16 protein-coding genes are annotated in these 14,105 nt (G+C 62.7%); 14 read left to right on the top strand and 2 right to left on the bottom strand.

Going from position 1 to position 14,105, the window contains the following annotated elements; translation table 11 throughout:
• Nucleotide 1: 1 nt before the first annotated feature.
• Nucleotides 2-1,339 (top strand): UDP-glucose dehydrogenase family protein, encoded by a 1,338-nt coding sequence (locus ACK4SV_RS08955; RefSeq protein WP_409917478.1) that lies wholly within the window; start codon nucleotides 2-4, stop codon nucleotides 1,337-1,339.
• Nucleotides 1,340-1,372: 33 nt separating this feature from the next.
• Here ACK4SV_RS08955 and rfbF read toward each other — a convergent pair whose 3' ends face one another.
• The gene (gene rfbF, locus ACK4SV_RS08960) at nucleotides 1,373-2,146 is read right to left on the bottom strand and encodes a glucose-1-phosphate cytidylyltransferase (RefSeq protein ID WP_409917479.1); all 774 of its coding nucleotides are present in this window, start codon (nucleotides 2,144-2,146) and stop codon (nucleotides 1,373-1,375) included.
• 169 nt (nucleotides 2,147-2,315) lie between these two features.
• On the opposite strand from rfbF, the gene ACK4SV_RS08965 reads away from it, so the two are divergent.
• The 13 genes from ACK4SV_RS08965 to ACK4SV_RS09025 all read left to right on the top strand — a co-directional run bounded on the left by ACK4SV_RS08965 (nucleotide 2,316) and on the right by ACK4SV_RS09025 (nucleotide 13,513).
• Nucleotides 2,316-3,140, top strand: coding sequence for an FkbM family methyltransferase (locus tag ACK4SV_RS08965; protein ID WP_409917480.1), 825 nt, complete (start codon nucleotides 2,316-2,318; stop codon nucleotides 3,138-3,140).
• Between the two features lie 58 nt (nucleotides 3,141-3,198).
• The gene (locus ACK4SV_RS08970) at nucleotides 3,199-3,828 is read left to right on the top strand and encodes a phosphoribosylanthranilate isomerase (protein ID WP_409917481.1); all 630 of its coding nucleotides are present in this window, start codon (nucleotides 3,199-3,201) and stop codon (nucleotides 3,826-3,828) included.
• A gap of 5 nt (nucleotides 3,829-3,833) precedes the next feature.
• Nucleotides 3,834-5,045 (top strand): tryptophan synthase subunit beta, encoded by a 1,212-nt coding sequence (gene trpB, locus ACK4SV_RS08975; RefSeq protein ID WP_409917482.1) that lies wholly within the window; start codon nucleotides 3,834-3,836, stop codon nucleotides 5,043-5,045.
• Nucleotides 5,042-5,362: a divalent-cation tolerance protein CutA gene (gene cutA, locus ACK4SV_RS08980; RefSeq protein ID WP_409917483.1), complete on the top strand. Its 321-nt coding sequence runs from the start codon at nucleotides 5,042-5,044 to the stop codon at nucleotides 5,360-5,362. The genes trpB and cutA overlap by 4 nt, the downstream gene beginning before the upstream one ends.
• A gap of 2 nt (nucleotides 5,363-5,364) precedes the next feature.
• Nucleotides 5,365-6,192 carry a tryptophan synthase subunit alpha gene (trpA, locus tag ACK4SV_RS08985; protein WP_409917484.1) on the top strand — a complete coding sequence of 276 codons (828 nt, stop codon included), beginning with the start codon at nucleotides 5,365-5,367 and terminating at the stop codon, nucleotides 6,190-6,192.
• Nucleotides 6,193-6,222: 30 nt separating this feature from the next.
• Complete coding sequence (locus tag ACK4SV_RS08990) at nucleotides 6,223-7,203, top strand: acetyl-CoA carboxylase carboxyltransferase subunit beta (protein WP_409917485.1); 981 nt, start codon at nucleotides 6,223-6,225, stop codon at nucleotides 7,201-7,203.
• Complete coding sequence (locus ACK4SV_RS08995) at nucleotides 7,200-8,453, top strand: bifunctional folylpolyglutamate synthase/dihydrofolate synthase (protein WP_409917486.1); 1,254 nt, start codon at nucleotides 7,200-7,202, stop codon at nucleotides 8,451-8,453. The genes ACK4SV_RS08990 and ACK4SV_RS08995 overlap by 4 nt, the downstream gene beginning before the upstream one ends.
• A 150-nt stretch (nucleotides 8,454-8,603) precedes the next feature.
• The gene (locus tag ACK4SV_RS09000) at nucleotides 8,604-9,350 is read left to right on the top strand and encodes an electron transfer flavoprotein subunit beta/FixA family protein (protein ID WP_409917487.1); all 747 of its coding nucleotides are present in this window, start codon (nucleotides 8,604-8,606) and stop codon (nucleotides 9,348-9,350) included.
• Nucleotides 9,350-10,279 carry an electron transfer flavoprotein subunit alpha/FixB family protein gene (locus ACK4SV_RS09005; protein WP_409917488.1) on the top strand — a complete coding sequence of 310 codons (930 nt, stop codon included), beginning with the start codon at nucleotides 9,350-9,352 and terminating at the stop codon, nucleotides 10,277-10,279. Before ACK4SV_RS09000 ends, ACK4SV_RS09005 begins: the two co-directional genes overlap by 1 nt.
• Before the next feature lie 128 nt (nucleotides 10,280-10,407).
• Nucleotides 10,408-11,130 (top strand): TMEM175 family protein, encoded by a 723-nt coding sequence (locus ACK4SV_RS09010; RefSeq protein WP_409917489.1) that lies wholly within the window; start codon nucleotides 10,408-10,410, stop codon nucleotides 11,128-11,130.
• An 85-nt stretch (nucleotides 11,131-11,215) separates the two neighbouring features.
• Complete coding sequence (locus ACK4SV_RS09015) at nucleotides 11,216-12,094, top strand: 3-hydroxybutyryl-CoA dehydrogenase (RefSeq protein WP_409917490.1); 879 nt, start codon at nucleotides 11,216-11,218, stop codon at nucleotides 12,092-12,094.
• 121 nt (nucleotides 12,095-12,215) lie between these two features.
• Nucleotides 12,216-12,713, top strand: coding sequence for a thermonuclease family protein (locus tag ACK4SV_RS09020; protein WP_409917491.1), 498 nt, complete (start codon nucleotides 12,216-12,218; stop codon nucleotides 12,711-12,713).
• Nucleotides 12,714-12,973: 260 nt separating this feature from the next.
• Nucleotides 12,974-13,513 carry a hypothetical protein gene (locus ACK4SV_RS09025; protein WP_409917492.1) on the top strand — a complete coding sequence of 180 codons (540 nt, stop codon included), beginning with the start codon at nucleotides 12,974-12,976 and terminating at the stop codon, nucleotides 13,511-13,513.
• On the opposite strand, the gene ACK4SV_RS09030 is transcribed toward ACK4SV_RS09025, so the two are convergent.
• Nucleotides 13,496-14,092 (bottom strand): TlpA family protein disulfide reductase, encoded by a 597-nt coding sequence (locus tag ACK4SV_RS09030; protein ID WP_409917493.1) that lies wholly within the window; start codon nucleotides 14,090-14,092, stop codon nucleotides 13,496-13,498. The two genes, ACK4SV_RS09025 and ACK4SV_RS09030, sit on opposite strands and share 18 nt — an antisense overlap.
• Nucleotides 14,093-14,105: the final 13 nt, after the last annotated feature.

A 14,105-nucleotide genomic window follows, 5' to 3' on the forward strand; every position in this document is an offset into this window, starting at 1 on the left:
CATGCGCATTGCTGTGGTTGGAACAGGTTATGTCGGTCTCGTCTCCGGGGCGTGCCTTGCTTCGAAGGGGCATAATGTCACCTGCGTAGATGTGGACCCTGAGAAGGTCGCCAAGATCAATTCGAAGGTTCCGCCGATCTTCGAGATTGGCCTGCAAGATATGATGAACGAGGTGATCCCGTCGCGTCTTCGGGCAACGGGCGACCTGGCAGGCGCGGTGCGCGGCGCGGATCTCACCCTGATTGCGGTGGGCACGCCGTTCGATGGCGACCTGATTGACCTCAAATATATCCGCGAAGCCGCCCGCCAGATCGGCGAAGCGCTGCGCACGCATGACGCCTATCACGTCGTCGTCGTGAAGAGCACGGTCGTGCCGGGCACGACGGAAGATGTCGTGCTGCCAATCCTGGAGGCGGCATCCGGCAAGAAGGCCGGGGCGGATTTTGGCGTCGGCATGAACCCGGAATTCCTGAAGGAGGGCGAGGCAATCGCCGACTTCATGTCGCCCGACCGGATCGTGCTGGGCGGCATCGATGCGCGTACACGCAAGGTGATGGCTGGCCTCTACGAAGTCTTTCCGGACGCTGATGTTGTCGAGACAACGCCGCGCACGGCGGAAATGATCAAATATGTCGCCAACTCCCTGCTTGCGACGCTGATCTCCTTCTCCAACGAAATGGGGAACCTTTCCGCCAAACTTGGCGTGGACGCGGTTGAGGTGATGCGCGGGGTGCATCTGGACAAGCGGTTCATGCCGATCCTGGCTGATGGCACGCGGGTAACACCGGGAATGATCTCCTATCTTGCGGCTGGCTGCGGCTTTGGCGGCAGCTGCTTCCCGAAAGATGTCAAAGCCCTGATCGCGCATGGCCGGGAGCGCGGCGCTGCGATGGACCTTCTCGACTCGGTTATTCGTGTGAACGCCAACCAGCCCCAGAAGATGCTCGACATGCTTACAAAACATGCCGGCGCGCTCGGCGGGCTCAATGTGGCTGTGTTGGGCATGGCATTCAAGCCGGGCACGGACGACATCCGAGAAAGCCCGTCGCTTCCCGTGACGCAGGCGCTGATTGATGCCGGTGCGAACGTAACCGCGTTCGATCCGATTGCGCGCCACGAGGCAGAAAAGGTGTTCCCGTCGGGCGTGCGTTTTGAAGACAAGCTCGAAGATGCCGTCTCCGGCTCGCAGGCGATCCTTCTGATGACGGGCTGGCCTGAGTTCAGATCGTTGCCGGGACTTCTGGCTGAGCGCGGAGACACCCCTGTCGTGATTGACGGCCGGCGGCTGCTGCCGAAGGGCAGCGTCACGCGCTATGACGGGATTGGCCTGCCGGGATAGCGTACTATCCCGGCGGTCTTGGTGGTTCTGCGCTCAGACCGGTTTCAGCCAGGGCGCGCCGGCCGCGTAGGCGGCTTCCAGCACTTGCTTGTCGCGCACGGTATCCATTGCCTGCCAGAAGCCGAGGTGGCGGAAGGCGGACAATGCATTCTTCTCGACAAGCCGGGCCATCGGCTCCTGTTCCCAGACGGTGCTGTCATCGTCGATCAGGTCGAACACGTCCGGTTCGCAGACGAAGAATCCGCCATTGATAAGCCCGACATCCACAGAGTCCTTTTCGCGGAATGCCTGCACGCGGTCGGTTTCTGTGCTAAGGCCGAGGACGCCGAAGCGGCCGGGCGGGGCGACCGCTGTGACAGTGGCGAGGGCGCCGCTCGCCTTGTGCGCAGCGATCAGGGCGGTGATGTCCACATCCGAGAGCCCGTCGCCATAGGTCAGGCAGAACGTCTCATTGCCGATCACATGCCGGGCGCGCTTCAGGCGCCCGCCGGTCATCGTGTTGAGGCCGGTATCAAGCACTGTAACTTTCCAGGGCAGGCCATGGGCTTCGTGCCAGACGATCTGCCCGTTTGAAAGGTCGATCGTGAAGTCGCTGCCGCGCCAGTGATAGTTCAGGAAATAATCCTTGATCGTGCCGACCTTGTAGCCGCCAAGGACTACGAACTCGGTGATGCCGTGGGCGGCATAGGATTCCATGATGTGGTGAAGGATCGGTCGGTCGCCGATCTCAACCATGGGTTTGGGTCGAAGCGCTGTCTCTTCGGACAGGCGTGTTCCATAGCCACCAGCAAAAATGACCGCTTTCAAGATGTCCTCCGGCGCCGCAGGGCAGGGCAAAGCGCGGCGATCCAGCGTAATCGAGCAAAAACCGGGCCATCTGCAAAGGGCGGATGGCCCGGTTGATGCGGCAAGGGTCTATCTTTTTGGCAGATTCCGGACAAAAAGCGTGGTCATCAGAATTCAGGAACGGGGCCTCATGACACCGACAGAACGGATCCGGAACTACTTCACGACCTGGCGCATGTACCAGCGCAATCTGGCGGGCCGGAAGTTTGAGCCTGAGGCGCCGTACATGAAGTTCATGTGCAAGCCGGGCGACACCTGCCTGCATTTCGGGGCGAGTGACGGGCGCCACTCGTACCTTTTGTCAGACATTGTCGGGCCGGAAGGCCGGGTGCTGGCATTCGAGCCGTCGAAATACTCGTTCGAAATCATGACCCGCCTGTTCCGTTGGCACAAGCTGACGAACGTGTCGGCGCACAATTATGCCATCGGCGACAAGGATGGCGAGACGATGCTGAATGTGCCCCGGAAGGGCAGCGGCCATCTTGGCCGCGCCTATGCCGTGATCGGGGATACAGCGCGCGGCTCCGAGGAGATTCTCGCGACGAAGAACGATACCGAGTTCGTGCGCCAGAAGACCGACGTTATCTCGCTGGATTCCATCGTCACGAAATTCGGTCTCGACCGGGTGGACTTTGTGCGATGTGACATCGAAGGCGCCGAATGCCTGATGATCGAGGGTGGCCGCAAGACAATCGACCAGTTCCTGCCGGCCTTCCTGATCGAGATCCATCCCTTCTCCCTGCAGAGGAATTTTGGCCGCGACCCCCAGGCAGTGCTCGATTTCTTCCTCGGCCTTGGCTACGAGGCGTGGCGGCTTGACGATGATGACGAGGAACTGATCCCGGTCCGCACCCTCGATGAAAAGCGGCGTTGGCGGGATTACTTCCTCGTGCACCCTTCCCGGATGCACGCGCTGCCGGAAGGCCCGTTCTCGAAGCGGCCACTGGCAAGTTGACAGCCGGATGAGGCGGGCCGGGCTTCCTTCGGCCCGCGCGAGCTTTTAGGACGCTGACATGGCGGAAGTGAAGATCTGCGGGATCCGCGATGCGGATATGGTGTCGTTCGCGGCACGCGAAGGCGCAGGCTGGATCGGTATCAACTTTATCGAGATCAGCCCGCGCTTCGTGCCATTCGAGGCTGCAGGCGAACTGATCGCGGCAATGGGACCCGCGCAGGCGGTTGCATTGCTCGCTGACCCCGCGGATGAGGCCGTCCGGGCTGCTGCCGCGCTCGGTTTTCCCGTGATCCAGCTGCACGGGCAGGAGACGCCGGAGCGTGTCTCGGCAATACGCGAGATGAGTGGGCTTGAGGTGTGGAAGGCTGTCGGCGTGCGCACGCGGGCCCATCTTGCCGGCGCAGAGGCTTTTAAGGCAGCAGACCGTCTGCTGATAGATGCGCGGGCGCCGGAGGGCTCCGCTCAGGCAGGGGGGCATGGCAATGCGTTTGACTGGGCCATCCTGGAGGGCTGGACTGCGCCGAAGCCGTGGCTGCTTGCGGGCGGGTTGACCCCGGAAAACGTCGCCCGCGCGATCCTGGATACGGGTGCGGCTGCGGTGGATGTGTCCTCTGGCGTCGAGCGGGAGCGGGGGGTAAAGGACAAGGAACGTGTCCGCGCCTTCATCCGCGCGGCAAAGGGGCTGTGACTTCGATGGATATTCGCAATACCTGGGACCAGTGGCCGGACGCGAACGGCCGGTTTGGCGAGTTTGGCGGCCGGTATGTCGCCGAAACGCTGATGCCCCTGATCCTTGAGCTTGAGGCCGAGTACCGAAAGGCGAAGCAGGACCCGGCTTTTGCAGCCGAGATGGACGACCTCTGGACCCATTATGTGGGCCGGCCCTCGCCGCTGTATTTTGCGGAGCGCCTGACCGAGCACTTCGGCGGCGCGAAAATCTACTTCAAACGCGACGAGCTGAACCACACCGGCGCCCACAAGATCAACAACTGCCTCGGCCAGGTCCTGCTGGCCCGGCGCATGGGCAAGACGCGGATCATTGCGGAGACCGGCGCAGGCCAGCACGGCGTTGCGACTGCGACGATCTGCGCGCGTTTCGGCCTGCCCTGCGTCGTGTTCATGGGCGAGACCGATGTCGAGCGCCAGAAGCCGAACGTTTTCCGGATGCGCCTGCTGGGCGCCGAGATCGTTCCGGTCTCCTCGGGCACCGGCACCTTGAAGGATGCCATGAACGAGGCCCTGCGCGATTGGGTGACCAATGTCGACTCGACCTTCTACTGCATCGGCACAGCCGCCGGCCCCCATCCGTATCCGGAGATTGTACGCGACTTCCAGTCGGTGATCGGGCGCGAGGCGCGCGCGCAGATACTGGAGCGGGAAGGGCGCCTTCCGGATGCGGTTGTCGCCTGTATCGGCGGCGGCTCGAACGCCATCGGCCTGTTCCATCCCTTCATCGAGGATGAAAGCGTGCGCCTGATCGGCGTGGAAGCGGCCGGCCACGGCATCGAGACGGGCGAACATGCTGCCGCGCTCAATGGCGGCAAGCCGGGCATCCTGCACGGCAACCGCACCTATCTCCTGCAGACGGATGATGGCCAGATCATCGACGCACATTCCATTTCGGCTGGCCTCGATTATCCGGGCATTGGGCCAGAACATGCTTTCCTGCGCGATGCGGGGCGAGCAGAATACTTGGCCTGCACGGATGATGAAGCACTGGCGGCGTTCCAGCTCTGCACAAGGCTTGAGGGCATCATTCCGGCGCTCGAGCCTGCCCATGCGCTGGCGCGTATCGGCGAGATTGCGCAGGATCTCGGCAAGGACGGGCTTGTGATCCTCAACATGTGCGGGCGCGGGGACAAAGATGTGTTTTCTGTCGCCAAGGCGCTGGGAGTCGAGATGTGACCAAGCTCATCCTGATACGGATCACCTGTCCCTCGCGCCGGGTGGCTGAGGAGATCGCTGATGCCGCCCTGGAGGCGCGCCTTGCGGCTTGCGCCAACCTTGAAGGCCCGGTCTCGTCCACCTATCGCTGGAAGGGTGTGATTGAGCAGTCCTTCGAGTTCCTGCTGTGGCTGAAGGCGCCTGAGGCAAACTGGACGAAGCTGGATCAGATGATCCTGCGGCTTCATCCCTATGATGTGCCGGCCATTGTTGCGACACCGCTGACCCATGTGAATGCCGCCTACGGCGCATGGGTGGCTGAGAACACGGAAATCTGAAAATGGGCCGGGAACGGATAGGGGCCGCCTTTGCGAAGGCGAAGAATGATGGGCGCGCAGTGTTCGTCGCCTATCTGATGGCGGGTGATCCGGACCTGGAGGCGAGCTATCAGGCGCTCTGCGCGCTGCGTGACAATGGCGCCGACATTCTGGAACTCGGCGCGCCGTTCACCGATCCGATGGCCGACGGGCCGACCATCCAGCGCGCTGCGCTGCGCTCCCTTGCCAACAAGACCAGCCTTACGGATGTCCTGCGCCTGGCTGCCCGGTTCCGGAAAGACGACCCGGTAACGCCTCTGGTCCTGATGGGCTATGCCAATCCTGTGCACAGCATGGGATATGAGACGTTTGCCGATGCGGCTGCCCTTGCAGGGATCGACGGGACGATCATCGTGGACCTGCCGCCCGAGGAAGACGGCCCCCTGAGGGAGGCCTATGCCGGCAGCAACCTGGCCGTGATCCGGCTGGCAACGCCCACCACGGACGAAGCCCGCGCCCGGAAAGTGGCGGAAGGGGCCTCGGGATTCATCTATTTTGTCGCGGTTACCGGCGTTACCGGGGCTGGCAGCGCCGATCCGGCCGCCATCGCGGGCAAGGTTGCGATGGTTAAAGCTGTGTCAGGCTTGCCGGTCTGTGTCGGTTTCGGTGTAAAAAATGGTGCACAGGCCGCTGAAATGGCTAAAATCGCTGACGGGGTGGTGGTTGGTTCGGCTTTTGTGGAAATGGCGCAGGATGCGCACGCAAACGGCAAACATGAGACGGCTGCCCAGGCGATGGGCCGCCTTGCGCTTGAACTGCGCAAAGCGCTCGAAACGGTGCGCAGCGGCTGATAGCGGCCACACGTCAGGAGGCGTCGTCAGATGAACTGGATCAACAAGGTCACCCCGCCGGGCCTGAAGACCATGCTGTCCAAGAAGGACACGCCGGACGACCTTTGGGTAAAATGCCCCGCTTCCGGCGAGTTGATCTATCGCAGCGATCTTGAGGCGAGCTGGAATGTAACCCCTGCGGGTGCGCACATGCGGATTTCTCCGCGTATGCGTTTCCGCCTCCTGTTCGATGATGAGCGTTGGGAGCCTGTTTCGCTGCCGCCGGTGCCGATGGATCCGCTGAAGTTCAAGGACGACAAGCCTTATCCGGCGCGCCTGCGGGCAGCGAAGACCAAGGTGCAGAACCGCGACCTGAAAGAAACCGAAGAGGGCGGCGCGCCGCTTCTGCAGGAAGACTGCATGGTCGCGGCCTATGGCAAGATCGGCGGCGTTCCGGCGGTTGTCCTTGTGCAGGATTTTGATTTCATGGGCGGCTCGCTCGGCATGGCCGCCGGAGAAGCCTTCATTACGGCGGCGCAGCTCGCACTGGCGCGCAAGTCAGCCTTTGTTGTCTGTACCGCTTCCGGGGGCGCGCGGATGCAGGAAGGCACGCTCAGCCTGATGCAGATGCCGCGCACGACGCTGGCCATCAATGATCTCGCTGACGCGAAACTGCCCTACATTGTGGTGCTGACTGACCCGACATCTGGCGGCGTTTCGGCATCCTATGCGATGCTGGGCGACGTGCACATTGCCGAACCGGGCGCGATGATAGCCTTCTCCGGCCCGCGCGTGATCGAGCAGACCATCCGTGAAAGCCTGCCCAAGGGCTTCCAGCGGGCGGAATTCCTGCGTGAAAAAGGCCAGGTCGATATCGTGGTCGACCGCCGGAAGCTGAAGGCGACGCTGGCCCGGGTGCTGTCGCACCTCTTGCCCCTGTCCCGGCGCCGGGATGACCGGTCTTCCCTGCAGCTGACACCGCCTCGCACCCATGCGGAGAAACCCGCTGAGCCGAAGGGCAGGGCCGATTGAGCGCACCTTCGCCGGCCCTTGAGGCAGCGCTGAAGCGGCTGGAAGGGCGATATCCGAAAGTCATCGAGCTGTCGCTCGGGCGGATTGAGCGCGCGCTCGAACGCCTTGGCAGGCCGCAGGACCGGCTGCCGCCTGTCATCCATGTTGCCGGCACGAATGGCAAAGGCTCCACCTGCGCGTTCATGCGCGCAATGGCCGAAGCAGCAGGGCTGAAGGCGCATGTGTTCACGAGCCCGCATCTGGTTCGATTCAATGAGCGCATCCGGCTTGCCGGAAAGCTCGTGGAGGTTGCCCCTTTGGTCGCATGGCTGGAGCGGACCCTGGAGGCCGTTGAAGGCGATGAGATCACGCATTTCGAGGCGACGACGGCCGCTGCCCTGCTTGCCTTCTCGGAAGTGCCGGCAGATGTGCTGATCCTCGAGGTTGGCCTTGGCGGACGCTATGATGCCACGAATGTGATCGCGTCTCCGGCGCTGTCTGTCATTACGCCGGTGGATTATGATCATGCCCAGTTCCTCGGGACGGATCTTGCCGGGATCGCGGCAGAAAAGGCCGGCATCATCAAGCCCGGCCGCCCCGTGCTGACGGCCATTCAGGACCCGGTCGCCGATGCTGTGATTGCGGCCAAAGCCTCCGAAAACGGGTCGCTTCTTTACCGTCTCAAACCGCATTTCATCGCGGCCATGCCGGAGGATATTCCCCTCCCGGGGGCGCATCAGCGGGCGAATGCTGCGCTTGCTGCCATGGCGATGCAGCTTTTCGGCAATTCCACGCGCATCAGTCAGGCCGCCATCTTCGAGGGTGCCCGCAAGGCCACCTGGCCTGCACGGATGCAGCGGCTGAAGGATGGGCCGGTCACACAGCTGGCGGGCGGATTGCCGGTCTGGCTTGATGGCGGACACAATCCCCATGCTGCGCGCGCGATTGCGGCGCATCTCGAAGGCCTTGGCGGGCGCACGGCGCTGGTCACCGCGATGCTGGCGAGCAAGGATTCTGCCGGTTTCTTCGCGCCGTTTTCTGGCATGAAGCCGGATGTCTTCACCTGCCCGAACGCGCCGGGCCATCAGGCGGCTGAACCGGTCGAACTGGCCGGAAGGGCAGCAGAAGCAGGCCTCGCAGTCACCGCAATGAACAGCTTTTCCGATGCTATCCGCGCGGCGGCTGCGAGCAGGCCGGACCGCATCCTGATATGCGGCTCCCTCTATCTGGCAGGAGAGGTGCTGGCCATGAACCATGAGGCGCCGGAATAAGAACGAAGGAGCGCATCTTGGAATGTGCATTCTAAACGCCGCGCCAAATTGACCCTGACGTAAGCGTCAAGCCTTGCGTCTGCTGCGCTGCAAAGCTAGGGACAGGGCAGGTTTAACTGCCAGAACGATAAACACTCAGGGAGCGCCCGCATGAAGGTCCTCGTGCCCGTCAAGCGCGTGATCGATTACAATGTGAAGGTCCGCGTCAAATCGGACCAGACCGGCGTCGATCTCGCCAACGTCAAGATGTCGATGAACCCCTTCGACGAGATTTCGGTCGAAGAGGCTGTCCGGATGAAGGAAGCCGGGGTCGCGACCGAGATCGTGGCGGTCTCCATCGGGCCGCAGCAGGCTCAGGAAACGATCCGCACTGCCCTCGCCATGGGCGCTGACCGCGGCATCCTGATCAAGACGGATGCGACCGTCGAACCGCTCGCGGTCGCAAAGCTCCTCGCAAAGGTCGTCGAGGAAGAAAAGCCCGACCTCGTGATCCTCGGCAAACAGGCCATTGATGACGATTCCAACCAGACCGGCCAGATGCTGGCCGCGCTGCTGGACTGGCCGCAGGGCACCTTCGCCTACAAGATCGAAAAGTCCGGCGACAAGCTGAACGTCACCCGCGAAGTCGATGGCGGCCTCCAGACCGTCGCGCTCTCGCTGCCGGCGATTGTGACCGTGGACCTCCGCCTCAACGAGCCGCGCTATGCGTCCCTGCCGAACATCATGAAGGCGAAGAAGAAAGAGATCGCGGAAAAGTCTCCCGAGACTTACGGCGTCGACATCACCCCGCGCCTCACTGTCGTGAAGGTCACCGAACCGGCTGTGCGCAGCGCCGGCATCAAGGTTGAAGACGTCGCGACGCTTGTGTCCAAACTCAAAACTGCGGGAGCTGTCTGATGGCTGTCCTCGTCATTGCAGAACATCACCACGGCGCACTGTCTGACGCGACCCACAAGGTCGTCACCGCTGCATCGAAATTCGGCGGCGATGTCGATGTGCTCGTCGCGGGCGAGAATGCTGGCCCGGTTGCGCCGGAGGCGGCCAAGATCTCCGGGGTCCGCAAAGTGCTGAAAGCCGAAGGCGAGAGCCTGCGCAAGCAGACCGCCGAAGCCATGGAAGCGCTCGTTGTGCCGCTGATGGCGGGCTATGACGCAGTGTTCATCCCGGCGACGACGACCGGCAAGAACATTGCCCCGCGCATCGCAGCCAAGCTCGATGTGATGCAGCTCTCGGAGATTGTCGAAGTGGTGGACGCCTCGACCTTCGTGCGCCCGATCTATGCCGGCAACGCGATCATGACAGTGAAGTCGTCGGATGCGAAAAAGGTCATCACCGTCCGCGGCACGGCGTTTCCAGCGGCTGGCACGGATGGCTCGGCCTCGGTTGAGGATGTGGCGGCTCCGGCGGCGCAGACGAAGTCAGAGTTCGTCTCGGAAGAGATGGTCAAGTCCGACCGTCCGGAGCTGGCCGGTGCAAAGCGGGTCGTTTCCGGTGGCCGTGCGCTGGGCTCGTCCGAGAAGTTCCAGGAGCTGATCTTCCCGCTCGCCGACAAGCTGGGCGCAGCCGTGGGCGCTTCGCGCGCCGCTGTGGATGCAGGTTATGCCCCGAACGACTATCAGGTCGGCCAGACCGGCAAGATCGTGGCGCCTGAGCTTTACATCGCTGTCGGCATCTCCGGTGCGATCCAGCACCTTGCCGGCATGAAAGACTCCAAGATCATCGTCGCGATCAACAAGGACGAGGAAGCCCCGATCTTCCAGGTGGCTGATTACGGCCTCGTGGCGGACCTGTTCAATGCTGTGCCGGAGCTGACCGGCGCGCTCTGAGCGGCTTTTGGCGCTCATTTTTTGAAGCCCCGGTCCCGCAAGGTGCCGGGGCTTTTCATTGGGGTCTGCGCAGTTGATCGCGGAGGTGAATTGACCGCATATTGCTGTGGTCAAGGCAGGGGAAGTTCATGATCCGTGACGCCGCTATCCGGGAACTCGATCATGATCCCCGTTTCCGGTGGCGCGGCGGGGCAGTCACCCGGATTGAGAACCTGTCGGACATTGTATTCGCGCTGGCATTCGGGATGCTGGTGTCGTCCGCCAGCGGGCCCCAGACGTTCAACGAGCTCACGCAGCACCTCCTGACAATCATACCCGTCGCCGCCGGGTTCATCCTGCTCGTCGCAATCTGGAATGCCCACTTCACCTATTTCCGGCGGTATGGGGTAGGGGACAGCTATGTGATCTTCCTGAACTGTGTGCTGTTGCTGCTCGTGCTGTTCGTGGCCTATCCCCTGCGCTTCATCTTCGACAGCCTCTTCGGGTTTATCCTCAGCCTGAGCGGCGACCGGACCTGGCTCGAAGCAGCCGGGGTCGATTTCCCGCGCGCGGGCATAATCATGGGCTATTTTGCGCTGGGTTACGGCCTCATCTATCTCGTGATCAGCCTCATGTATGCCCACGCAGTCACGAAGGCCGATGTCCTCGAACTGAACGAAACCGAACTGGCGATGACTCGCCAGTCTATCTGGCGATTTCGGGCGCATGTGCTGCTGGCTGCCATCACAGGCGTTGTTGCTGTCTTCACGCCGCTCGGGGCGATCGCGGGCAGCTTGCTCAGCTTTGTGGGTGTGTTCGCATTTGTGATCACAAGGGTCATAAAAGTGCCGCCAGCGGAACCGGCTGCCTAGGCATGCGGCCCTGCGTTGAGCGCTTTGACGCACTGCACAATGGCGTATAACCTTTCCCCTTCAAGGATTTCAGGGTGATACGAGCATGACCGCCATTCGAACTGTGGGCGTTGTGGGTGCAGGCCAGATGGGCAACGGCATCGCGCATGTGACGGCGCTGGCCGGATATGATGTCATAATGACAGACATTTCCGAAGCGGCGCTGAAGGCCGGCATGGAGACCATTGAGCGCAACATGGCGCGTCAGGTGTCCCGGGAGATGATCACCCTCGAGGACATGCAGTCGGCGCTGAAGCGTGTGCGCACCTCGACCTCCGTGAAAGCCCAGGAAGCCGCCGATCTTGTTATCGAAGCGGCAACTGAGCAGCGGGAAATCAAGGAGCAGATTTTCCGGACACTCTCCGAAATCGTGCCGGCCCATACGTTCCTTGCGACGAACACGTCCTCGATATCGATTACCCGCCTCGCCTCGGTGACCGACAGACCTGAACGGTTCATCGGCCTCCACTTCATGAACCCGGTTCCGCTGATGAAGCTGGTCGAGGTCATCCGCGGCCTGAACACCAATCAGGAAACCTATGAGGCGGCCATTGCTTACACCCGGGCCATCGGCAAGACGACGACCAATGCGGAGGATTATCCCGCCTTCATCGTCAACCGGATCCTGATGCCCATGATCAATGAGGCGGTCTACACGCTGTATGAAGGCGTCGGCTCGGTGCACTCGATTGATACCGCCATGAAGCTCGGTGCAAACCATCCGATGGGCCCGTTGCAGCTGGCAGACTTCATCGGCCTCGATACATGCCTGTCGATCATGCAGGTGCTGCACGATGGCCTCGCGGACACCAAATACCGTCCGTGTCCGCTGCTTGTTAAGTTCGTTGAGGCTGGCTGGCTTGGGCGAAAATCCGGTAAGGGCTTTTACGACTATTCCGGCGATGAGCCTGTGCCGAGCCGGTGAGAAGGCCGGGTAAACAGGCGCAGCAGAATTGTTTGTGATCTGCCTGTTCTGCACTTCGGCGTAAACGGCTGGTTAACAGAAATGGGGCAGCGTGCCTCCGGGGTAGTCCGGAGGCTGAGTAATGTCTGTCCGCATGCGCATCATACCCGTTGCCGGGATTCTGGTGTTCATCCTCATATCCGCGCTCGGGGCAAGGTTTGCGAGCGAGACGGCGCAGGCCTCTACCGAACTTGGGGGCACGGTTTACTGGTCTGATGGATCCTCTGGCCGGTTGTCGGATGGCACGCGTTTCCGGTTGCACGGTATCGACGCTCCCGAGACAGGCGCCACCACCCAGCGCGGCGGCGCGAAGTGCGAGGCCGAGCGGGAGCTTGGGTACGACGCGAAGGCGGCCGCCGTTGAGCTGACGCGCGGCCGGCAGGTTGTGGTCACGGAAATCGTCTCCCGGGACAGGTACGGTCGAAATGTGCTCCGGCTCTCCCTTGATGGCAGGGATGTCGGCGAGATGCTGGTCGAGTCCGGCATGCACAAGGTTTGGAATTCTGATAGCCGCGAACCGAAGCCCGACTGGTGCACGCCTGTCCGCCGGACGCCGCTGCCGCGCGCCGCTTCTCTCTGACGCGGGCCAGACAAGGCGGTTTGAATTTCCTCTCTGACCCGCTAGCGTCGCGGTGTGTGACTGCCGAGTGAGGACAAACGCTGCGCCTGCCGGGTTTCATTCTGTGTATTGCGCTGTCGTCGGCCGTGGCTGGCTGCGACGAGCCTGTACCGCGCGGGGAGCCGTATCGCGGCGGCGCAGCGGCCACTGCAGAGGGTGTTGAGACCGTTCGGGTAAGGGCCTGGCCGGAGGACCAGCGTGCGGCGCTGATACGGGCCCGATTGATCGCGGCTCAGGCTCTCAATGGCGCGGGGCAGGAAGCTGAGGGCGCAACAGCGCTGCTTGAGGCAGCCCTGGCGGTTTATGACGCGGCGCCCTCTGACATGATGGCGGCGGGTCTTGACCCCGAGGTGATGGAGGCGCTGCGCGCCGCTCTCCAGACTGGCGGTGAGAACCCCGACGGCTTTGCTGCTGTGGTGGCAGAGGCCGACACATCGCTCGGCGCAATTCAGGCCCGGGGCGCAGAGGCCCGGGAGGTGATTGGCTTCCTCGTGCGCCTGTGCGCAGAAACGTTCGATGCAGGCGTCGCATCTGGCCAGATCCGGCGCCCGCTGGACTACCAGACGTCCTATGGCCTGGCCGTGCTCGCCCTCGAAACGGCGTCGGGCCTGGATCCGGAGGCGGACAGGGCCCTGATAACGGAGCTGCGCATGTTGGTCATGATGTGGCCGGCCGCCGGGCCGGTGGCCACTTCCGTTCCCGCCCCGGACGCCCAGATGGTCGAGCAGTTCCTGCGGATCAGGTCAGCGCTCGCCGGCTAGCCTCAAAGCAGCGTCTATGAACTGGACCGCCTCCAGAGACGCCCAGTCGGCGTCCCCTTCGAGCCGGGCGATCTCGAGCCCGTCCGGTCCATAAAGTATTGTTGTCGGAAAGCCCCGCACGCCCGCGCCGTAGACAACTTCCCCCTGATCGAGCGGCGCGTGGCGGAACCGGATGTTCGCTGCCCCAAGCTCGGCCAGGCGGCGGCGGGCATAGTCTCCTTCATCGCGGGCGTCGACGCTGAGGGCGACAACTTCGAACGCGTCGCCTCCCCGGGCTGTCTGGAGGGCGCCGAGGGCAGGCATTTCCTTCTCGCACGGGCCGCACCAGGTGGCCCAGTAATTCACGAGGATCGTGCGCCCCCGCAGGCTGTCGAGCCCCCGCAATTCGCCGTCCGCGTCAATGAAGGTCCCGCCGGGGGCAGGCTGGCCCATAGAGGCGAAACTCAGCGCCTGCATTTCACCCGTGGCATACCGTTCCAGCCGGTTACTTCCAGTGTTTCCGGAGGATGCGCTGATCAGCACATAGACAATAGCTGCAAGCCCGACCAAGAAGAGCCCGAGAAAAGCGTAGCGGGTCATTGGCGGCCTCACC

The sequence above is a fragment of the Hyphomonas sp. genome, from assembly GCF_046313735.1.
Lineage (GTDB): Bacteria > Pseudomonadota > Alphaproteobacteria > Caulobacterales > Hyphomonadaceae > Hyphomonas.